The following is a 22,969-nucleotide window of genomic DNA, read 5'->3' on the forward strand; positions in this document are numbered from 1 at the left end:
AAACATTCAATCAAATACGTATTGAATGTCTTCTAGCATTGTTTTATATTTGAGGTCTTTAAAAAAACTCGATGAAAATATCTTACAACTGGTTGAAGCAGTTCTTGAAAATTGACTGGGATTCCAATAGGACAGCTGAATTATTAACTGACTTGGGCCTAGAGGTTGAGGGTATTTCTCCTTTTGAATCTGTTAAAGGAGGATTGAGAGGAATTGTGGTTGGTGAAGTTTTAACCTGTGTAAAACATCCTAACGCCGATAAATTAAAATTGACCACTGTAAATATAGGTCTTGAAGCTCCTTTACAAATTGTCTGTGGCGCACCCAACGTAGAGGCCGGACAGAAGGTACCCGTGGCCACCATAGGAACAACCCTATACACTGGGGAAGGAGAAGCCTGGGTCATAAAAAAAGGAAAGATTCGTGGAGAGGAAAGCCATGGCATGATCTGTGCCGAAGATGAGCTTGGATTGGGCGAAAGCCACGACGGAATTATGATACTCCCTGATAGCTTAAAGGTTGGAACACCCTGTTCCGAAGTTTTCGAGGTTGAAGTGGATGAGGTCTTTGAAATTGGGTTGACCCCAAACAGGGCCGATGCCATGAGCCACTTTGGAGTTGCCAGGGATTTAAAAGCCGGATTTAAGCAAAAGGATATCCTTAAGGAACTGATTACCCCCCCTGTGACCAATTTCAATATTGTAAACAGATCATTAAAAATTGATGTTGAGGTAATCAAAAGCGAACTGGCTCCAAGATATTGTGGAATAACCATAAGCAATCTAATTGTGCAACCATCACCGGACTGGTTGAAAAACAGATTAAGATCTATAGGAATTACCCCAAAGAACAATGTAGTGGACGCTACCAATTATGTGTTGCACGAATTGGGGCAGCCCTTGCATGCCTTTGATGCTGCAAAGATCAAGGGAAACAAAATAGTGGTCAAAACACTTCCCAAAGGAACCAAATTTACCACTTTGGACGGGGTTCAGCGCACATTGAGCGATGATGATCTTATGATCTGCGATACCGAAAAGCCCCTGTGTATAGCCGGAGTCCTTGGCGGGCAAAATTCCGGGGTTACCGAAAGTACCAGTAGTATATTCCTGGAAAGTGCCTTCTTTAATCCAGTATCCGTAAGAAAAACTGCCAAAAGACACAGTATTAATACAGACGCTTCCTTCCGATTTGAAAGGGGGATAGATATAGATAATGTTGAATATTGCCTAAAACGGGCTGCTCTCCTTATCCACGAAATTGCAGGGGGAGATATTACTTCGGACATTGTAGATATTTATCCTAAAAAGAAGGACGACTACCACGTGTTTTTGACTTTCGACAAAATTAACAAGCTTATAGGCCAGGAACTACCTAAGGACACCATAAAATCCATTCTGGCATCATTGGATATAAAGGTTAAAAATGTTACTGAATCCGGACTGGGGTTATCAATTCCATTTTACCGTGTGGATGTACAGCGTGAGGTAGATGTTATTGAAGAAATTCTTCGTGTTTTTGGCTATAATAATGTAGAGTTCAAAGAAAAACTGAACGCTTCCATTGCCCCTACTTCCAAATTTGAGGATTATAAGATCCAAAACATTATAGGTAATTTTTTAGCTTCAAAAGGATTTAATGAAATATTGGCCAATAGCTTAACTTCCCCTGCCTATAATAAATTATCGGAAGATATTAGGGAAGAGCAAACTATTAGTATGTTAAACCCCCTTAGTACCGATCTATCGGTAATGAGGCAATCTATGTTGTTTTCAGGTTTAGAGGCCATTGCCCACAACAGCAATAGGCAAATGCACAACCTCAAAATATTCGAGTTTGGAAAGACCTATCATCAATATCAGACCCAGAGAGAGGAGAAAAAGCACCTAAGCATTCTTGTGACCGGGAACAGACTGGAAGATACTTGGACTACACCTCCAAAAAAGGCAGATTTCTTTTACCTTAAAGCTATTGTGGAAAATCTCTTGAATAGATTGGGACTTACCCATCTTATTTCCCAACCTGCTTCCAGTGATATTCTATCTGAGGGGATTTCCTTGTTATTGGCCAATAAGGCAATGGTTAGTATTGGAGTGGTAAAGAAATCCATTTTAAAGGAATTTGATATTAAGGAAGAGGTTCTATATGCGGATTTTGACTGGGACTATATTTTGGAAGCCATTGTGAACAGCAAAATTATTTATAAAGAGATTCCAAAATATCCCGAAGTAACGAGAGACTACGCCCTTTTAGTGGACGAGCAGGTAAGTTTTAAGCAGATTTACGACATCGCACTTCAGACCGAACGGAAATTTTTAACCAATGTAAACCTTTTTGATGTGTACAATGGTGAAAATTTGCCCGAAGGCAAAAAGTCCTATGCCGTAAGCTACACCTTGCAAGATGAAAACGGCACCTTGACCGACAAGCAGATAGATAAGATAATGAACAAGCTTTTACAGCGTTATGAAAGCGAATTAGGAGCAGAATTACGGTAAATTTGTCGCTGAAAGGGCATTGGGCAATATAACACTGTCTATCTCATGGATAATCCCATTGCATTGATTGGCATCGGCACTGGTTATTTTGGCCCTATTTCCAGCCTTGTCCGTAAGTACAATATCCAATCCGTCCATGGAAGCGAAAATTTTATCACCCTGTACAGTTGTAAAACTAGCTTTTCCATTCCCGTTGCACAAAGCCTTTAAAATTTTGGAGGCCGTTATGTTGCCAGCAACAATGTGATAGGTTAAAAGTGAAAAGAGCTCCTTTTTATTTTCAGGTAATAATAATTCCTTCAAGTTTACTTTGGAGAGTTTTCTAAAAGCCATATCAGAGGGCGCAAAAACAGTAAACGGACCATCCTCGTTCAATATCTTGTCCAAATTTGCCGCCTTTACAGCTTCCAATAATGTATAATGGTTACCAGAATCTGCGGCACTTTCTATAATGGAATTTTCCTTTTTTAAAAAACTATTTTCGGTGAACGACGTTTGGCCATAACCAAGGGAAGTGATTAAAAATAAAAGAGCGCAAACGGACACATAGCTTTTCATTGGTTCTGGGCTTGGGAATTTTAAAAAAATCGATAAACGGTTAAATTCGTCGACAATATACAATATTCAGTCTATTGTTCTAAAAAAAGTTATTAACTAATTTCAAAATATCACAATATTGAAATATGGGTTGTGAATACACCATTTTAATACAGGTTTTAATACATATTTCTAACTTTTAACGCTTTAGACCAAAAACAAAAACCTTAATTCCTTAACTTTATAACAATTGCTCTAAAAGAATATAATATGTTATTGAGAAGAACCAATATTCGGGAAAAACTTATTCTAACTAAGCAAAAGGACAAGTCTGCCGATAAAATTTTAGACGAAGTACATCGGCTTTTGGCCAAAGAGGATGAAGCAAGGAAAAGAATCGAGGTCAACCTTAATAGTAAGTACACAATAATTTCCAATGATTTTGATTGTGATCTATTGGAAACTGCAGAAATTTACCATCTACGTCATATAAAAAAAATAGCGGTGGACTATAGGTTGCGTTTTTTGGATTCCCGATATTTTAAAGGAGAAATTCCACAGGAAGCCATTTCCAAAATAAAAAATCTGGAAAAGGAGCATAAACTGGAATTAAAGGGATTTAAGATACTGGCACCCTCAAAACTTTTTAAATTGGAAGACAAGGATGATCCTATTTTATTTGCCCCGATCGGCAATGACCATTACTATTTAATACATAAATGGGGCCGCGATCTGCATCCCTTGAGGAAAATATTGATGTGGCCTTTCAAAAGCCTGGTAAATCTAATTTCTTTGGTAGTAGGTATTAGTTATATAATAACCTTGTTGGTCCCTAACGGATTGTTCTCTAAAGAAAGTTCCAGTTTTCAATTTTGGGTAATTTTCTTTTTTATGTTTAAATGTCTTACTTCCATAGTAATATTTTATGGCTTTGCCTTGGGCAAAAACTTTAATCCTGCCATCTGGAACTCCAAATACCTAAAAACCTAGGACCAATTCTTTATACTGAAATGTTTTAATTTTGAAACAATTCTACAGGAATGCCGTCCAAATCAACATTATCCAGAAATTTGGGATCCGGTATTGGCTTTATCCTCATTAGTCCTCCTTTGCCACTTCCCCCTTTTTTCCTATACCCTATCAAAATCAAATTATTCTTGGCATCATAGGAAACCATTGTGGTATCCTCTATTTCGTATTTTAGATTTCTCTCCTCCAGGCTAAGGAAATTTTCATAAATATATAGGACAGACATATTTTCCCTAAAATCATAAACCGCAGCAATATGGGGATAGGAACTTTTTGATCCCGATTCCATGGGGTAATACATTGCCTGGTTCCCAAAATATTCAGATTTGGCATACCCAAACTTTGGTTCTTTCCCCAACAGATAATTGGTGGTAATACCCAAAATCATTGTATTCCCATCAATAAGGCTATGCAAATTGGGATAACTTACCAGAATATTGCCCATGCCATCCTGTGATATCTTTAAAACATCGGTACCAAGGCCAACCTCGTGGGTAATGGCCCCGCTATCAATATTTATGGCCACAAGGGCGTATTTATTGGTGATATCGGTATCCAAACAGAGGATAAAGGCCTTATTGTTGGAAACCAAAAGTTGTATGGGTTCTTTGGCAAGGGACACATCTGTATAAGTGCTAGGGCTTTTTAACAGATCCAAAATCCTTATAATATAATCGTTCTCTTTATTGTCTTTGGGAACTACATAGGCCAACAAGGCTTTATTTCCAGAAAAAGCAAGGGATTTTACATCCCGGTCGCAATTTGAATCTTCCGCAAATACACTAGAATGGACCGCTGTACCATCGCTAAAGTCGTGGACGGTAAAGTTGGCACTGCAGTCCTCCTCGGGGATATAAAATCCCATTCTGGAGCCATTCCTATAGAATAGTTGCGGAACGGGCAACATCTCAAAAACGCCAGCTTCAGGGTCAACAATAATTCCCTCAGTATCTGCATTCAAAAGTGCAGTTTTCATAAGCCCGTCTTTATGAAGCAAAACGGTATAGTCGGCCAGCAGGCTTGGAGATTCGTCAATTTTATCCCCAACCCCTTCCTCAGAACAGCCTATGACAAGACATGCAATAAACATGCATATGAATAGGTAGGTTTTCATAAAGTAAGAATTTGGGTCCTACAAAATTACACCGGAACGGCGTACATTTTGTTGCGCTGCTCCTTTATAGTCTTATCGGACATATAATCATCAAACGTCAAATATCTATCAATATTACCTTTAGGAGTCAATTCTATTACCCTATTCGCCACAGTTTCAGCAAATTCGTGGTCATGGGTCGTAAAGAGAACGGTTCCTTTAAAATTCTTCAGGGAATTGTTGAAAGTGGTTATACTTTCCAGGTCCAAATGGTTGGTAGGCTCGTCCAACATAACCACATTGGCCCTCATCAACATCATTCTGCTCAACATACAGCGTACCTTTTCACCTCCGGATAAAACCGTACATTTTTTCAAAGCCTCTTCCCCGCTAAACAACATTTTTCCCAAAAAGCCCCGGATATTTACCTCTTCCCTTTCTTCTTCCGTTTTTGCCCATTGCCTAAGCCAATCTACCAAATTGATATCTTCGGTAAAGAAGGAGGCATTATCTGCAGGCAAATAGGATTGGTTGGTAGTAACCCCCCATTGAAAGGAACCACTGTCCGCCTTTCTATTGCCATTAATAATCTCGTAAAATGCCGTTGTGGCCCTAGAATCCCTAGAAATTATTGCCACTTTATCCCCCTTGGCAAGATTAATATTGACATCCTGAAACAAAACCTCACCCTCTTCTGTTGAAGCGGAAAGCTTTTCAACGTTCAATATCTGATCTCCTGCCTCCCGTTCCCTATCAAAAATGATGGCAGGGTAACGTCTGCTTGAAGGTTTTATATCCTCAATTTTTAATTTGGACAACATTTTTTTTCTGGAAGTGGCCTGTTTGCTCTTTGCCACGTTGGCGCTGAACCGCTGTATAAACTCTTGCAGTTCCTTGGCCTTTTCCTCGGATTTTTTGTTCTGCTGTGCCCTTTGTCTGGCAGCCAACTGACTACTCTCGTACCAAAAAGTATAGTTCCCGGAGTATAGGTTCATTTTTCCGAAATCTATATCGCCAATATGGGTACAAACAGAATCCAAAAAGTGTCTATCGTGCGATACTACAATAACGGTATTCTCATAATCAGCAAGGAAGTTCTCCAACCAATTAATGGTTTCATAATCCAAGTCGTTGGTAGGCTCATCCATTATCAACACATCCGGATTGCCAAACAATGCCTGTGCCAATAAAACCCTAACCTTTAGTTTGGAATCCAAGTCGCCCATAAGAGTATAATGAAATTCCTCCGTAATCCCAAGGTTTGACAATAGGGCTGCAGCATCACTATCGGCATTCCAACCGTTCATTTCCTCAAATTGCACCTGCAACTCCCCTATTCTATCTGCATTCTCATCACTATAGTCGGCATATAGGGCATCTATCTCCTTTTTTATCTTGAACAAAGGCTTATTACCCATTACCACGCTCTCCAAAACAGTATATTCGTCATAAGCATTATGGTTCTGTTCCAAGATAGACATCCTTTTCCCTGGTTCCAAATGAACATGGCCGGATGTGGGGTCTATTTGCCCCGAAAGAATTTTTAGAAATGTGGACTTCCCAGCTCCATTGGCACCAATAACACCATAACAATTACCTTGTGTAAAGGATACGTTTACTTCATCAAAAAGAACCCTTTTCCCGAATTGCACAGATAAATTTGATACTGACAGCATATGTAATATTTTAAAATTTGTGCAAAAATAACAAAAATAAACCCGTTCAAGCAACTATATTACAACGCCTTTAGGTGTCATTTTAACTAAGAGCCAATAGATTTAACTCACAATTAACAGCCTGTATCTGTTGAGTTTATTAGATTTGTTCACTATAAAGTAGCTATTCTCATATGAATAAACCTTTACTATATTCTTTTCTTATTGCACTAGTTGGTTGCGGTTCGATAGAAAAAAAATCCCCTGGTGCATTCTTTGCTGGTGAAATCGTAAATCCCACAAGCGAATATGTTGTTCTATTTAAGGATGATATTATCATAGATTCCGCCAAGCTTGATGGTGAAAATAGATTCAGTATCCAATTGGATACTGTTGTGGAAGGTTTGTACCATTTTGACCATAGCCCGGAATTACAGTACGTATATCTAGAAAAAGGAGACAGTTTAATGATCCGCCTGAATACTGAGGATTTTGACGAATCGTTGATATTTTCAGGAAGAGGTGAAGAAATAAATAATTTCCTTGTGGAGTTCTTCTTAAGCACGGAATCTGAGCCGGCATTAGTTTATTCCTATTCGGAACTTGATCCAAAGGACTTCTCCCATAAATTGGATTCTTTAAAAGAAATAAAAGTAAATGCCCTTAACGAGATTGTAACCGAAGTAACCCTATCTCCAAAAGCGGCGGACATGGCCAAGGCCAGTATAGATTACAATTATTACATTTATAAGGAAAAATATCCGTTTTGGAACAGAAGGAAGACAGGAAGAGATACCATACCTGCACTTCCCAACAATTTTTACGACTACAGAAAGTTGGTGGACTACAACAACGAAAACTTATCCTATCATAGGTACTACTACAATTTCATGAAGACGCATTTTAACAATCTAACCTATATGGGTTGTTATACAAAATGTAAGGACGCCCACTATGAAATAGTTAAGAACAAATTACATTTTAACCAGCACAAGTTAAAATTGATAGATAGCCTGGTTACCGAAAAGGACTTAAGGGATAATTTATTTAGAAATGTTGCCATGGACTATCTTATTAATGTTCATGATACCGACGAAAACAATAGGATTTTTATTGATGACTTTCACAGACTTTCAGGAAACAATAGGCACAGCGCCGAAATAGAAGCTATTTACCAAGGCGTAAACAATTTACAGCCCAGTAATAAAATGCCCAATATTTCAGTTATCAACACTAATGGAACTTTGGTTACCCTACAGGAAATTGCTGAAAAAGAGAAAAATGCCGTATTCTATTTTTGGTCAGGGACCCAGAGATCCAACTTTGAGAATGTACTTACGCGGGTAGCACAACTATCGGAAAACAAGCCGGAATTTACTTTTATTGGAATAAATTGTAATACGGACGCACTAAGGTGGCAATCCTTATTAAGTAGTAATCAATTGGATATGGAAAAACAGTTCCGTACCGATGATTTTGAAAATTTGAAAAATGCCCTGGTGATAGGTGGTCTCAATAAAGGTATTATCACCAAAGACGGACTTATTGTAGATGCATTTGCTGATCTTTATACTAGCTTTCAATAGGTTTTTTAGCTAGAAAAAACTTCACGTCTCGAGCTTTAAGAACATCCCGATCAATAATTCAACAATCTTTTACCTTTTATAGGTACACCAAAAAAAATCATTATCAAAAACAACAAAGCCTCTTTTGCTCAATGAGCGTAAGAGGCTTTGTAATATTTAGAAGTATTGCAAAACTAGTTGCCTTTCTGATAGTCTTCCAAAAACTTGGCCAGACCACTATCCGTTAAAGGGTGTTTTAAAAGACCTTCAATCGCTGACAAAGGTCCGGTCATAACATCCGCTCCAATTTTGGCGCAGTCAATCACATGCATAGTGTGCCTTACCGAAGCAGCCAATATTTGGGTTTCAAACTCATAATTATCATATATGTGCCTAATCTCAGATATCAAGTTTAGACCATCGGTTGAAATATCGTCCAATCTACCTATAAAGGGAGAAACATAAGCAGCACCAGCCTTAGCAGCCAACAAAGCCTGTCCACAGGAAAATACCAAGGTACAGTTGGTTCTTATTCCCTTATCAGTGAAATATTTTATAGCTTTTATACCGTCCTTTATCATAGGAACTTTAACTACGATTTGCTCATGCAATTCTGCCAATTCCTCACCCTCCTTGATCATACCTTTAAAATCGGTGGAAATCACCTCGGCGGATACATCACCATCTACAATATTACAGATATCCACATAGTGCTTTAAAATATTGTTTCTTCCGGTAATGCCTTCTTTGGCCATTAGGGAAGGATTTGTGGTTACCCCGTCCAATACTCCTAATTCCTGGGCTTCTTTTATCTGTGCTAAATTAGCGGTGTCAATAAAGAACTTCATGTTAATTGCTTTTTAAATTATTAATTTGAAAGATATAGCCTTTTTTGCATGCCTACCTTTTGTCTGGCAAAATTACAATTTATAATGGTTCATCAAGAGTTTCTCATATACTTTGTCCGGTAATATTTTTTTTAGAAACAATGAGAACTTTTGCATAAACTCCCCTACCTTATAATGCACTTTAGGGTTTTTTGTATTTATTATTTTAAAAACCATATGGGCCACTAATATGGGATCTTTACCACTATCCACATGCTCGTTCATCATTTTCAAGGTACTGCCATAAGATTCTTTGTAGGGCGAGTCCTCCAAAATTGGGGCGTGGTAACGGCCAGAGGCTATATTGGTAGCAAAATCTCCAGGGGCCAAATTGGTAATGTTCACTCCAAATCCTTTGACCTCCATTCTCAGGGCCTCCGTAACCAGTTCCAAGGCTCCTTTACTGGCAGAATACAATCCCCTATACGGTAAACCCATATAACCCGCAATAGATGTAATATTGATGATCAAACCCTTTTCCTGACGCCTCATGTGTGGCAAAACAGCCTTCGACATGTGTAACGGTCCGTTAAAATTGGTATCGAATGCCTTTAAAATTTCAGCGTGTGGTGTTTCCTCTATAGGACCTGTAATTCCAATACCGGCATTGTTTACAAGAACATCCAACCTACCTTCCTTTGCCATTAGCTCAGAAATAGCGTTTCCTATACTTTCCGGATTTCTTACATCCAATTCCAAAAGTTCAAAATCGGTAAAATTGGGATGATTGGCAACCTTCCTTGTTGTTCCGTAAACTTTAAAACCCTGTGATTTTAAATATATCCCGATCGATTTTCCAATTCCCGAAGAACCTCCGGTAACCAGTACAACCCTATGCTCCATTAATTAAAATTAAGGCTGCAAATTAACGAATAAAACAGGAATAGAAACGGATATAACAATGATATCTATGCCAAATGGCTCAAAAAAGCAGGATAAACATCTCACTTTAGGGTACAAAAAATGGCAAGCTACCTACATCGCACCGCTACAACCATATACCCTTGCTGCGTTCCCACCCTGGGGGATTCTACAGGAGCTGGTCGTGTAGGACTTGCCGATGCAAATATACAATCTTTTAATTTTTTTACAATCGTTTTCAGGTCTTAATTTTATTAAATATCTTGCCTTAAAAAGTCGCCAATTTTATTTCTGGATAGCGGGTTGATTTTAAGACAACTATATTAAATTCAAGCAAAATAAATGTTCAGCTCAGGCACTTTACCCACTAAAATTATATTATAATTATACCCATATTAAAAAATGAACGCCTTTAAATTAAACCTATTCTTCATAATTCCCCTGTTCTTTTTGGCCTGTGATGGTACCTCCAACCCCTCCAAGCTTTTCGAAATTCAGCTGGAAGGAAACCAAACCGAATTTCAAAAAAATCAGGCAGTGGGCATCTCTGTCAAAAATTTTAAGAATAAAGAGATTGATAAGATTACCTATACACTGGACAATAAGGAAATTACTCTGAACAATGATAAAATTACTCTTGATCAATTGGAACTTGGGGCCAAAACCTTGACCGCGAACATAAGCTTCGAAGGCGAAACAGTTGAAGTGTCCAAAGGAATTAAATTATTGGCAGAACACGCCCCCGAGATCTATACCTACGAAATTCTAAACGTTTATCCCCATGATATGGACGCCTATACCCAAGGATTGGAATTTCATAAGGATACACTTTACGAAAGCACTGGTAAAAAGGGGAAATCCTCCTTGAGGCAAGTAGATTTTAAAACTGGGGAAATTTTAAAAAAAATAGACTTGGACAATACCTATTTTGGAGAGGGCATCACTATTTTAAACAATAAAATTTATCAACTCACTTGGCAAAGTGGAGTTGGGTTTATATACGACCTAAAAGATTTTAAGAAAATAGATAGCTTTAAATACAACCAAAGCAAGGAAGGTTGGGGCTTGTGCAACGACGGAAACAAAATATTCAAGAGTGACGGCACCGAGAAAATATGGTATTTAAATCCTGAAACCATGGCCGAGGAGGGCCATTTTGAAACGGTAACCAATACCTCCATATTCAACAAGGCCAATGAACTTGAATATGTAGATGGAAAAATATACGCCAATGTCTATCAAAAGGAAAGTATGATGATTATTGATGCCAAAAGTGGTGCCATAGAAGGCGTTATAAATTTTGGCGGCTTAAAGGAGAAAGTTACGCAACATCAGAATCTGGACGTCCTAAACGGAGTAGCCTTTCATCCAGAAAGAAAGACCTTCTTCGTTACCGGAAAAAACTGGGACAAATTATTTGAGGTAAACATCCTTAAAAAATAACTATGGGAATTTTTGAAAAAACCATAAAGGTTGTAGAAGATGACCTGGATGACCTAAATCACGTCAACAATGTACGATATGTTCAATGGATGCAAGATATTGCCAAGGAACATTGGCAGACCAAAGCCCCTAAAGATTTGATAGACAATACGGTATGGGTAGTTTTAACGCATCATATTACCTACAAAAGTGCAGCAAAATTGGACGATGTTATTTTAATGAAAACGTATATCGATAAGACCAAAGGCCCCGTAAGCGTTAGGATTGTAGAAATGTACAATAAAGAAAATAATCAATTGCTTGTCAAATCCAAGACCGAGTGGTGTTTGTTAAACTCCGAAACCTTTAAACCAATGAGGATTTCCCCGGAAATAGAAAGTATCTTTCTTACCCAAACCTAAATATTCAATATAAAATCCGTGCACAAGACTTTTTGTATTTTTTCTGCCCTAGTTCTACTGCTAGTATTTTCCTCCTGTAGGATGGACTTCGATTATAAAAAAAGTAACGGCTCTTTGGAATTCTCCAAGGATACTGTTTTCTTGGATACTATTTTCAGCAACATTGGCAGTAGTACCTATACCTTAAAAGTGTATAACCGCAGCTCCACCGATATCAGCATCCCAACAATTCAGCTTAAAAACGGGGACAACAGCAAGTATCGTTTAAATGTGGACGGTGTAGCTGGTCAACTTTTTAGTGACACCCCTTTGTACGCCCAGGATAGTCTGTACATATTTGTGGAAACCACTGCCGATATTGGCAATACCGAAGCCAAAGAATTTTTGAACACCGATGCCATTCAATTCGACAAGGAAAACCATTTGCAAGAAGTACAATTGGTTACCTTGGTCAAGGATGCCATATTTTTATACCCAGCACGATCCTTGAACGGTGAACGCGAGACGATTGTTCTTGACATTAAGGAATCTGGGGAAGAAATTAAAGTGGAAGGTTTCCAACTGGGGCCAGATCAACTCAATTTCACCAAAGACAGACCCTATGTTATATACGGTTACGCCGCCGTGCCAGAAGGCAAAACCCTAAATATAGAAGCGGGCACAAGAGTACATTTCCACAAAGACTCAGGGATATTGGTAAAAGAAAATGCCTCCCTCCATATTAAGGGTGAATTAAGTGAAGACAGGAGTTTACTGGAAAACGAAGTTATTTTTGAAGGAGATCGACTGGAGTCCAACTATTCCGACATCCCGGGACAATGGGGATCCATCTGGATTTCCAAAGGCAGCATAAATAACAAAATAGAATACCTCACTATTAAAAATGCCACAGTGGGCATTTTAGTCCAAGGAGACAACAACCTAGTAGAAACCACTTTATCCCTAAAGAATTCCCAAATCTACAATAGTGAAAATGTTAACCTATGGGCAAAGACGGCGGTTATAAGGAGTGAAAATTTAGTTTTGGGAGCTGCAGGGAACATCTCCCTATATTGCAACCAGGGAGGAGATTACAGCTTTATACATACAACCATAGCCAATTATTGGAAATATGGGTTCCGCTCCGGCGCAGCACTGCTTTTGGACAATGCTACATTGAGCGGGGGTAGTTTAAACGACCTGAAAAGGGCAGACTTTAAAAATTGTATTATCTATGGAAGCAACCCAAAAGAATTGAACCTTGTTAAAGAGGAGAATTCTGCTTTTAATTTTTACTTTGAAAACTGTCTCTTAAAATTTAAGAATAAGTCCGAAAATGAACTGTACAATTTTGAGAATACCGCCCATTATGACAATATATTACTAAATTTAGATCCTGAATTTACATCTCCCATACAGAATGATTTTATTATCAGGGAAAATTCGAGTGCTTTTGGAGCAGGAAATCTGGCCACAGCAGGGTTGGTTCCCTTAGATATTTTAGGGGCGGACAGAACCAAAAACCCAAGCCTAGGTGCATATGAAGTAATTTTTACTGAATAAAGTAATAATATTCTTCATAGTCAGAAAGAAAAATCTTTCAAATAGTATATATTTAGCCAATAAAACGAAAACCCTAGTTTTTCTAAGGTTGAAATACACACCTATGCCTTTAAGTATTACTAATTTGCATTAAAATCATCTGAAATTATGGAATATACCTATACCATTTTGGACTCTGATGCCCAATCCAATTTACAGCTTCAACACTATATGGAAGAATACAGTGAATTCTATTGTTCAGGTGTAGCCACTAACAGTATAGATGGTCTAAATGGTATACTTAAAAAATCTCCTGATGTGGTATTCATCCATTTAAATGATAAGGCCCATGAGTATTTTCATATGATAATGGAAATGCATCAATACTTAAAAGAAATTCCCATTTTTATAGGAATTTCCAAAAGCAAGCAATTTGCCTTTGAAGCCTTAAAATGTCATTTTTTCGACTACTGGTTATTGCCTTATAACGAATTCGACATTAGAAAGACCCTCCTAAGGTTAAAATTAAAAACACCGAAAGAGCAGGAGCCCAAAACACTTTTACTTCAATCCTATAAAGATTATCGCTACATAAATACTCAGGAAATCATGTATTTACAAGCCGATAACAATGCCACCGACTTTTTTATGAAAGACGGAAGTACTATAAGTGCTTTTAAAACGTTAAAGACTTTTGAGAACAATTTACCGACGAATTTTGTAAGGGTTCATCAGAGTTATATCATCAATATCGACTTCGTTTCTAGGATCAACTACGGGAAAGGACTATGCACTTTAAAGCATGACAAACTACAATTACCCTTTTCCAAATCCTACAAAAACAACATTGACAACTTAAAAAAGGTCTTGGCCAAAAATACCATTTCTACTCTTAACTAGACAAATTCTCACAAAAACCATACACTTACTAATAGAACTCCCACATACACTAAAGATAATTCCTACATATATTTTTAGTGCCCCTTCATTGTTAATTTAGCTTTAGAAATAAACCTCATTAACCCTCGAAAACCACTAAAAATGAAAAGATTACTATCTATTTTTGCCGTATTACTACTAAGTATCGGCTTATTTGCAATGGGATCCAAAGGTGAGTTCCCAACTCAAGACAACGCCGTAGCCACAGACAAGGACAGCGTTCCAAGAGACAGAAGGGACCCACCCCCAGCAATGGACAATTTCCAATACAATGACAACGCCGTAGCCACAGACAAGGACAGCGTTCCAAGAGACAGAAGGGACCCACCCCCAGCAATGGACAATTTCCAATACAATGACAACGCCGTTGCCACAGACAAGGACAGCGTTCCAAGAGACAGAAGGGACCCACCCCCAGCAATGGACAATTTCCAATACAATGACAACGCCGTTGCCACAGACAAGGACAGCGTTCCAAGAGACAGAAGGGACCCACCCCCAGCAATGGACAACTTCCAGTTCAATGACAATGCAGTTGCTACCGACAAGGATAGCGTTCCAAGGGATAGAAGGGATCCACCACCGGTTATGTCCGAATTAACACCTTTCAACAGTGCCATAGCCTAAATTGGCTGACAAATTATTGCAATCAGATTGTAGTAGACCATACTGCATTAAAATATAAAGCCCTAAACAAATTTGTTTAGGGCTTTTTTTTTATCTTTCCTGCTCCATGGAAAAGAACTTGTCATATAAATTCTTGTTTTATCTACTAATTTTCCTACAACTTCTGATCATCGGTTGTAAGGAGGTTATGGAAAGTGCACCGAACCCAAGGTCTGCGCAAACAAATGACAGTATCGCCTACTGGTTGGATGAAAAAAATAGTAGTTCCGAAGAGAATTACAAATACAACCTTGGGAAAGCTTTTAATTATGCTTTGGAAACTCAAAATGATTCCCTAAAATCCAAATATTTCTCAAAAATCTCCTATTACTACTCTGTTCTAGGCGACTCCCTTCAGTTTAGACGCTCCAACAAAATTGCGCTCAAGCTTTCGGAAAAAATGAAAGATTCAAGTGCCTTGGCCAACAACCATTGGGATTTGGCTTATTTCTTAGGAGATATTGCAGTTGAAGACAGTGCCTATTATCATTTTTCCCAAGCGGAAAAAATATTTAAAGCACTGAAAAATGATTATCCCAGAGCCCGTGTTCTTTACAACATGGCTCAGGTACAAGCAAGTGTAAAAGACTATACGAGTAGTGAAATAACGACCATTGAGGCCATTGAATTATTCAAGCCGTTGAATAAAGATTACAATCTTTATATGTGCTACAACAATCTAGGATCGGTCACCAACGCTCTAAAGGAATATGATAAAGCACTTGAATATTATGGTAAGTCGTTATTATACCTGGACAAATCGGATAACGATAATCTAAACCGGTTCAACGTTATAAATAACATAGGTAAGGTTTATCATGACAAAGGACAATATAATAAAGCATTGGAATCATTTAAGCAAGTTATCAGCGCCGATAGCCTGTATAATAAGGATGCCAGATTATACTCCATTGCACTTTCCAATTATGCCAATGCCAAGAATAAACTGGGAGATACAACTGGTGTCCTCTCTTTATTAGAGAAAGCCATCAAAATTAAAGACAGCTTAAACGACACCAAGAGTTTAGCAATTACCTATTACGAAATAGCCGAATATTATTTGAGCAAAAAAGACACGGGCATGGCCATGCAATACGCCCAAAACTCCAAAATTATCTCGGAACAATCGAGCAATAATTTTCGCCTGCTCGAGTCCCTGGAACTTTTGGCCAAATTGGACCCCATTAATTCATCCCGATATACGCAGGAATATATAAAACTGAATGATAGTTTACTTAGGGAGGAACGTGCCGTTAGAAATAAGTTTACCCGGATTAGGTTCGAGACCGATGAATTTATTGAACAAAATGAACTGTTGACACGGCAGCGCCAATTATGGATCGGGATTGCCTTTACCCTATTTGTACTAGCTGCATTTATATTGATTACCATAGATCAACGTCGCAAAAATCAGAAATTGAGATTCGAACAAGCACAACAGAAAGCGAATCAGGAAATCTTTAATTTACTCTTGGCGCAAAACAAGAAGGTGGAAGAAGGTAAACAATTGGAAAAGAAACGGATATCTGAGGAACTTCATGACGGCATATTAGGACAAATGTTGGGAATACGTTTAATTCTTTCCGGACTTAACAATAAAACCGATTCCGATTCCGTTCTTAAACGCAGTGACCTGCTTAAGAAATTACAAGGTTTGGAGGAGGAAATCCGTACAATTTCCCATGAATTGAGCAGGGCATCGCAAGAAAAAATTCATAACTTTATTGTATCCATTGAAGAATTGGTCAAAACAATTCAAGATTCCTCGAAAATGAAATGTCATTTTGAGTATGACCATAAAATAGATTGGGACCAGTTAAAGGGAGATATTAAAATTAACATTTATAGGATTGTGCAAGAAAGTTTGCAGAATTGTATAAAGCATGCCAAGGCCACTAAAGTGGACCTATTGTTCGAATCCGAAGATGATCATGTGCGGATTATAGTATTGGACAACGGCGTTGGTTTTGACCAGAAGAAGGGAAAAAGAGGTATAGGACTTAAAAACATTAATTCCAGATTGGAGAAGTTGAAAGGAACTTATGACATTCAAAGTAAAATTGGACAGGGTACGAAGGTAATCGTTACCATTCCCTGTATTATGGAAGAAGAGGCAGAACCTGTACATGCCTAATATATTATGTAATTGATAATAGAATGAGAACTTTAAGAGTCTTAACGATAGATGATCATGAAATGATCACTACTGGATATAAATATCTTTTGGAAGCTGCCGAATTTGAAGAATTTCAGATAAAAGTAGAAACAGCCAATACTTTCGAAACCGGAAAGCAAAAAATAGAGGATTCGGCCAGATCTTTTAAATATGACCTATTGTTGTTGGATGTACAATTAACGGAGACCCATTTGGAGGAACCATATTCCGGTGAGGACTTGGGAATTTTCGCAAGAAAAATTATTCCGGATACCAAAATTGTCTTTATGTCCTCATTTAGTGATAATTATAGAATAAACAGCATTCTAAAAAATGTGAACCCCGATGGTTATATGGTAAAATCGGAAGTGGACGAAAAATCGCTGATTGCCATGGTAAAAGGCGTAATCAATTCCCCCCCTTACTATAGTCAAAAAGCATTGGTGGCCATTAGAAAAAAAGTCTCCAATGACCTATTATTGGACGATAATGACAAAAAAATACTCTATCACGTTTCAATTGGAACAAGGACAAAGGATATGGTCGATTTTATAAACCTGTCCCTAGCTGGAATAGAAAATAGAAAAAGACAGCTTAAGGTAATTTTTGGAGTAGAAAAACAGAACGATTTGGCTCTGGTCCATGAGGCTAGAAACAGAGGATTTCTTTAATCCAATCCTTGCCATTTCTCACACTTTTGAGGTGCTTTCCGACTCGAATACCCATAATTCCCAAAAAATATTGTCAGACACCTTTATTACCCTCCATTTAAGACGTTCCGAATGCCTCTTTACCGTTTAACGTCTACTTTTTCGACGAATACACCCTATTTGAATGAAAACCTTAGTTTTTCTAAGGTTTTTATCGAATTAAGGACAAAGCATTAGCCTAATTTTGACATAAGTTTTTTAATTAATTAGTATATAGGATGTCGAAATCGGGAAACGAATTTTTCAATAATCCAAAAATCGGAACACAGAGCACCGACCATATTGTTGGTTTAGAGGTTTTTAGAAAAGGTTTGGAAAAGCATTTTTTTGCGGAGGTTAGTATTGGTAATTATGGCTTAAAAGAAGAATCCGCCAATTTGATCATAGATATTAAGTGCAACCTTAGTCTGGACGAAGCTTTGTTTTACATCAACAAACCATCAACTTGCAGCGGTCGCCCTAAAAATTCCGGTGAAGAAAAGACAATATTATTCCTATTGGCATATTCGCAACTAAAAAAACTGAACACTACAACAATAGATATCAGCGAACTAACCATATCATTGACAGACACCACCATACTGATCAGTAAAATTTACGATCAAAGTATAGCGGACCAACTCGAAAACATCTTTACGGAACTTATTAACCACAATGTATACTATACCAAAGGTTTAAATGAGACACCTTTTGAAGTTTTTATACCTGTCTTTGAGGAGGACACCTTGGAAAGCGATGTTAAATTGAAGAATATCGTTTCGGACAACAACAATACGAACGACTATTTCGGATTTTGGGGCATGTATTATGACCAAACCGAAGAAGCGGCGATATATGACCTAAATACCAAAACTATCATATTCGGTGACATTCAAATCCTTAGTGAATAGGAGGATTTGCAATAAAAAAACTGTCCACAAAGAATCAAGTCTAAATAAATTAAGACCTGATTGTACACCTTATGGACAGTTTTCTAAATGTATATTAAGCGTTGAACAACTCTCTGGAATGCATTAGGGCATTAACTTTTTCCCTTACATCATCAATAATCTTCTCATCTTCAGGATTCATTATAACCTGATCAATAAACTCTACAATTACCTTCATTTGGTCTTCTTTTAAACCTCTTGTGGTAATTGCGGCCGTACCAAAACGTATACCACTGGTTACAAAAGGAGATTTATCATCAAAGGGAACCATATTCTTATTAGCAGTGATATCTGCTTTTACCAAGGCATTTTCAGCATCTTTTCCAGTGATATTCTTGTTTCTAAGATCAATCAACATCATATGGTTATCGGTACCACCAGAAATAATATTATACCCTTTGTCCATAAAAGCGCTTGCCATTGCCGCAGCATTTTTCTTCACTTGAAGCATATAGTGCAAGAATTCATCGGTCAAGGCCTCACCAAAAGCAATTGCCTTTGCAGCAATAATGTGCTCCAAAGGACCACCTTGATTACCTGGAAACACTGCCAAATCCAACAAAGCGGACATTTTTCTTAAAGAACCGTTCTTCAACTTCACCCCAAAAGGATTGTCAAAATCTTCACCCATTAAAATAAGGCCACCTCTTGGCCCACGCAAGGTTTTATGGGTCGTTGTGGTTACAATATGACAATGCGGAATTGGATCGTTAAGAATGCCTTTGGCAATAAGTCCGGCAGGATGGGATATATCGGCCAAAAGTATAGCTCCTACACTGTCTGCAATTTCCCTGAATCTTTTAAAATCCATATCTCTGGAATAGGCAGAAGCCCCTGCAATAATAAGCTTAGGCTGTTCTTTGGTGGTTATGGCCTGAATTTTGTCGTAGTTGAGTACGCCAGTCTCCTCATCAACCCCATAAAACACAGGATTGTATAATCTTCCGGAAAAATTTACGGGCGAACCATGGGTCAAATGACCACCATGCGATAGATCAAATCCAAGAATGGTATCGCCTGGCTGTAGACAAGCATGATATACAGAGGCATTGGCTTGAGACCCAGAGTGCGGCTGAACATTGGCATACGCGGCACCAAATAATTGCTTGGCCCTATCTATGGCCAATTGCTCTATTTCATCCACTACTTCACAACCTCCATAATAGCGCTTGCCTGGATAACCTTCTGCATATTTATTGGTCAATACGGATCCGGCAGCCTCCATTACTTGGGGACTGGTGAAATTTTCGGAAGCAATTAGTTCAATTCCATCTATTTGGCGTTCCTTTTCCGCCTCAATTAGTTCAAAAATTTGATTGTCGCGTTGCATAAAGTAATATTCTATTAAATAATGTGCAAAAATACGAATTGCCGACCGTTAATTCCTAGAAAATAATATATTTGATAAGATATTTATTAAACACAAGTTAACAACTCGAAAATGCCGTTAAAAACTAATCTTCCAGAAAAAAAAACATGGTTACCAGTACCAGACAATTCTGATTTCCCCATTCAGAATATTCCTTTTGGAGTTTTCCTGACCAGGGATGATATTATCACCATAGGCTCAAGAATTGGTGATTACGCAATAGATTTAGGGGCATTGCATCAATTGGGATATTTTAAGGACATCCCGTTGACCGATGATATTTTTTTACAGGACACCCTTAACGATTTTATCTCCGACGGTAAAAAGACCTGGCGTTTGGTCCGGAACAGGATCAGTGAAATATTCGACATCAACAACAACGATTTGAAGAACAACGAAGAACATAAAAATATTGTTCTTTTTACCATGGACGAAATAGAAATGCAGCTTCCGGTGCAAATTGGGGATTATACCGATTTTTATTCCAGTAAGGAGCATGCGACCAATGTAGGCAAAATGTTCAGGGATCCGGCAAATGCCCTTTTGCCCAATTGGCTGCACATACCGGTTGGGTATCACGGCAGAAGCTCCTCTATAGTACCCAGTGGCACTTCTGTTAGAAGACCCATGGGACAGACCCTTCCTGCGGGAGAGGAACAACCTGTTTTTGGTCCGTCCAAATTGGTGGATTTTGAATTGGAAATGGCGTTTATTACCACGGACGCCAATGTTTTGGGAGAACCAATTCCTGTTGAGGAAGCAGAGAATTATATATTTGGAATGGTACTTTTTAACGATTGGAGCGCCAGGGATATACAAAAATGGGAATACGTGCCTTTAGGTCCGTTTCTGGCCAAAAATTTTGCATCCTCCATTTCACCTTGGATAGTTACTTTGGATGCCTTGGAGCCTTTTAGGGTGGCAAGTCCGGAACAGACCCCTACACCCCTGCCCTATTTACAACAAACAGGAAAAAAAGGTTTCGATATAAATTTAGAAGTTTCCATAAAACCAGAAGGGGGTAAAGCAACTACTGTTACCCGATCCAATTTTAAATATATGTATTGGACAATGGCCCAACAACTAGCCCACCATACCATAAATGGCTGCAAAGTAAATAGTGGTGACATGATGGGTAGCGGGACTATTTCTGGCCCTACCCCTGATACTTACGGCTCCATGTTGGAACTTACTTGGCGTGGGGAAAAACCCCTTACCTTGGAAGACGGATCTAGCAGAAAGTTCATTGAGGATTACGATACAGTGACTATAACCGGGTATTGCAAAAAAGATAATGTCCGTATTGGTTTTGGGGAAGTTACTACCAAATTATTGCCCGTTTTTCAACAGAAAAAGAAATAAAGCATAAAAAAACAGCCCCATTTTGTACGATATCTAATAGTTTAACGTTCGTGTATAGGACTATTTTGGCATAGCTATTGAACTATGTCGATAATATTTTTAAACCAAACGTTATGAAACAAATATTACTCACCTCGTTGATGCTGTTCTTTTTAATCTCTTGCGGAGGGGTCAAAAAAACACAGGAAGCCCTAAATACGGGCAACTATGGCAATGCTATAAATACCGCCCTTAAAAACATTGCGGAAAACAAAACCAAGAAATCCAGTCAACCCTACATTCAAATGTTGGAGGAGGCCTACAAGAAAAATACAGAACGTGAGCTTCAAGAGATCGCCTTCTTAAAGAAAGATAACAATCCGGCCAACCATGAAATAATTTTTAATGGATATCAAAACCTAAAATCCATTCAGGAGCGCATAAAACCTTTATTGCCTTTAAAACTATATGACGAAAATAGGGATGCCCGATTTTCATTTAAGGATTATGATGAGGAAATAATAAAGTCCAAACGCGAATTGTCCGACTATTTGTACAGCAATGCCACGGCCCTATTAAATACAGGTCGATACAAGGAAGATTTTAGAAAAGCTTTTGATCAATTTTCATATTTAAATGATATAAACCCCAATTACAAGGATACCCAACTTAAATTGGAGGAGGCCCACGACAAAGGTCTGGATTACGTTCAGGTGGTAATGATCAATGATTCCGAACAAATAGTCCCCAATCGTCTAGAGCAGGAATTATTAAACTTTAATACTTACGGATTAAACGACCTGTGGACCGTTTACCACACCAACGCACTGGAGAATATTAAGTATGATTATGAGATGCAGGTGGCGTTCAGGAACATCAATATCAGTCCGGAACAGGTTACCGAAAAGCAGATCTCCAAGGAAAAGCAGATCAAGGACGGCTACAAATATGCCACAAACCAAGATGGGGAAGTTCTAAAGGACAGCCTGGGCAACAAAATAAAGATTGATAAATTTAAAACCGTTAAATGTAATTTTTATCAGTTCACCCAGCTGAAGTCGGTTGAAGTAGTCGGGAACGTAAGTTTTTTGGATTTGAACAGTCAGCAGCAGATTAATTCCTACCCATTGGCCAGCCAGTTTGTCTTTAACCACGTTTACGCCAAACACAACGGTGACACCAATGCGCTTGAGGAAGATATGGTCCCGTTATTACAACTATCTGCCGTTCCCTTCCCCAGCAATGAACAAATGGTTTATGATGCGGGAGAAGATTTAAAAGCCAAATTGAAAGGCATAGTCACCAGACATCGTTTCAATTAAACCTTTAGTAGGTCTTACTTAATTTTTTAGCCCCAATAAGAATACATT

At 38.2% G+C, this 22,969-nt stretch carries 19 protein-coding genes and 1 other RNA gene; 13 read left to right on the plus strand and 7 right to left on the minus strand.

Going from position 1 to position 22,969, the window contains the following annotated elements; genetic code table 11:
* Positions 1-71 precede the first annotated feature (71 nt).
* Positions 72-2,498, plus strand: a complete 2,427-nt coding sequence (gene pheT, locus U735_RS0114305; RefSeq protein WP_031444478.1) for a phenylalanine--tRNA ligase subunit beta — start codon at positions 72-74, stop codon at positions 2,496-2,498.
* Here pheT and U735_RS0114310 read toward each other — a convergent pair.
* Positions 2,490-3,056: a fasciclin domain-containing protein gene (locus U735_RS0114310; protein WP_031444479.1), complete on the minus strand. Its 567-nt coding sequence runs from the start codon at positions 3,054-3,056 to the stop codon at positions 2,490-2,492. The genes pheT and U735_RS0114310 overlap by 9 nt on opposite strands.
* 249 nt (positions 3,057-3,305) lie before the next feature.
* On the opposite strand from U735_RS0114310, the gene U735_RS0114315 reads away from it, so the two are divergent.
* A complete protein-coding gene (locus tag U735_RS0114315) occupies positions 3,306-4,025 on the plus strand; it encodes a hypothetical protein (protein WP_031444480.1) in 720 nt (239 codons plus the stop codon).
* 25 nt (positions 4,026-4,050) lie between these two features.
* Here the strand turns inward: U735_RS0114315 and U735_RS0114320 are convergent, their stop codons facing one another.
* The gene (locus U735_RS0114320; protein ID WP_069859174.1) at positions 4,051-5,178 is read right to left on the minus strand and encodes a hypothetical protein; all 1,128 of its coding nucleotides are present in this window, start codon (positions 5,176-5,178) and stop codon (positions 4,051-4,053) included.
* Positions 5,179-5,204: 26 nt separating this feature from the next.
* On the minus strand, positions 5,205-6,833 hold the full coding sequence (locus U735_RS0114325; RefSeq protein WP_031444482.1) for an ABC-F family ATP-binding cassette domain-containing protein: 1,629 nt from the start codon (positions 6,831-6,833) through the stop codon (positions 5,205-5,207).
* 173 nt (positions 6,834-7,006) lie between these two features.
* On the opposite strand from U735_RS0114325, the gene U735_RS0114330 reads away from it, so the two are divergent.
* Positions 7,007-8,398: a hypothetical protein gene (locus tag U735_RS0114330; RefSeq protein ID WP_031444483.1), complete on the plus strand. Its 1,392-nt coding sequence runs from the start codon at positions 7,007-7,009 to the stop codon at positions 8,396-8,398.
* A gap of 173 nt (positions 8,399-8,571) precedes the next feature.
* On the opposite strand, the gene fsa is transcribed toward U735_RS0114330, so the two are convergent.
* The 3 genes from fsa to ffs form a co-directional block, all read right to left on the minus strand.
* On the minus strand, positions 8,572-9,225 hold the full coding sequence (fsa, locus tag U735_RS0114335; RefSeq protein ID WP_031444484.1) for a fructose-6-phosphate aldolase: 654 nt from the start codon (positions 9,223-9,225) through the stop codon (positions 8,572-8,574).
* Positions 9,226-9,297: 72 nt separating this feature from the next.
* Positions 9,298-10,107 (minus strand): SDR family oxidoreductase, encoded by an 810-nt coding sequence (locus tag U735_RS0114340; protein ID WP_031444485.1) that lies wholly within the window; start codon positions 10,105-10,107, stop codon positions 9,298-9,300.
* Between the two features lie 118 nt (positions 10,108-10,225).
* An RNA gene (ffs, locus tag U735_RS25340) (signal recognition particle sRNA small type) lies at positions 10,226-10,324 on the minus strand.
* 203 nt (positions 10,325-10,527) lie between these two features.
* Between ffs and U735_RS0114350 the strand changes: the two genes are divergently transcribed.
* The 8 genes from U735_RS0114350 to U735_RS0114385 all read left to right on the plus strand — a co-directional run bounded on the left by U735_RS0114350 (position 10,528) and on the right by U735_RS0114385 (position 18,850).
* Positions 10,528-11,568, plus strand: a complete 1,041-nt coding sequence (locus U735_RS0114350; protein ID WP_031444486.1) for a glutaminyl-peptide cyclotransferase — start codon at positions 10,528-10,530, stop codon at positions 11,566-11,568.
* Positions 11,569-11,570: 2 nt separating this feature from the next.
* The gene (locus tag U735_RS0114355; protein WP_031444487.1) at positions 11,571-11,969 is read left to right on the plus strand and encodes an acyl-CoA thioesterase; all 399 of its coding nucleotides are present in this window, start codon (positions 11,571-11,573) and stop codon (positions 11,967-11,969) included.
* A gap of 81 nt (positions 11,970-12,050) precedes the next feature.
* Complete coding sequence (locus tag U735_RS0114360) at positions 12,051-13,511, plus strand: hypothetical protein (protein ID WP_232233267.1); 1,461 nt, start codon at positions 12,051-12,053, stop codon at positions 13,509-13,511.
* A 147-nt stretch (positions 13,512-13,658) separates the two neighbouring features.
* Complete coding sequence (locus U735_RS0114365; RefSeq protein ID WP_031444489.1) at positions 13,659-14,390, plus strand: LytR/AlgR family response regulator transcription factor; 732 nt, start codon at positions 13,659-13,661, stop codon at positions 14,388-14,390.
* A gap of 141 nt (positions 14,391-14,531) precedes the next feature.
* Entirely contained in the window at positions 14,532-15,056 is a 525-nt protein-coding gene (locus U735_RS0114370) for an LptM family lipoprotein (protein ID WP_157365026.1), read from the plus strand.
* Between the two features lie 106 nt (positions 15,057-15,162).
* On the plus strand, positions 15,163-17,229 hold the full coding sequence (locus U735_RS0114375) for a tetratricopeptide repeat-containing sensor histidine kinase (protein WP_031444491.1): 2,067 nt from the start codon (positions 15,163-15,165) through the stop codon (positions 17,227-17,229).
* 23 nt (positions 17,230-17,252) lie between these two features.
* Complete coding sequence (locus U735_RS0114380; protein WP_031444492.1) at positions 17,253-17,921, plus strand: response regulator; 669 nt, start codon at positions 17,253-17,255, stop codon at positions 17,919-17,921.
* A gap of 257 nt (positions 17,922-18,178) precedes the next feature.
* A complete protein-coding gene (locus U735_RS0114385) occupies positions 18,179-18,850 on the plus strand; it encodes a hypothetical protein (RefSeq protein WP_031444493.1) in 672 nt (223 codons plus the stop codon).
* A 94-nt stretch (positions 18,851-18,944) separates the two neighbouring features.
* On the opposite strand, the gene glyA is transcribed toward U735_RS0114385, so the two are convergent.
* A complete protein-coding gene (gene glyA, locus U735_RS0114390) occupies positions 18,945-20,219 on the minus strand; it encodes a serine hydroxymethyltransferase (protein WP_031444494.1) in 1,275 nt (424 codons plus the stop codon).
* A gap of 111 nt (positions 20,220-20,330) precedes the next feature.
* Between glyA and fahA the strand changes: the two genes are divergently transcribed.
* Positions 20,331-21,620, plus strand: coding sequence for a fumarylacetoacetase (fahA, locus tag U735_RS0114395; protein WP_031444495.1), 1,290 nt, complete (start codon positions 20,331-20,333; stop codon positions 21,618-21,620).
* 113 nt (positions 21,621-21,733) lie between these two features.
* Positions 21,734-22,921, plus strand: a complete 1,188-nt coding sequence (locus tag U735_RS0114400) for a hypothetical protein (protein ID WP_031444496.1) — start codon at positions 21,734-21,736, stop codon at positions 22,919-22,921.
* Positions 22,922-22,969: the final 48 nt, after the last annotated feature.

Origin of the sequence: Arenibacter algicola, assembly GCF_000733925.1 — a bacterium.
In the GTDB taxonomy this organism is placed as follows: Bacteria; Bacteroidota; Bacteroidia; order Flavobacteriales; family Flavobacteriaceae; genus Arenibacter; species Arenibacter algicola.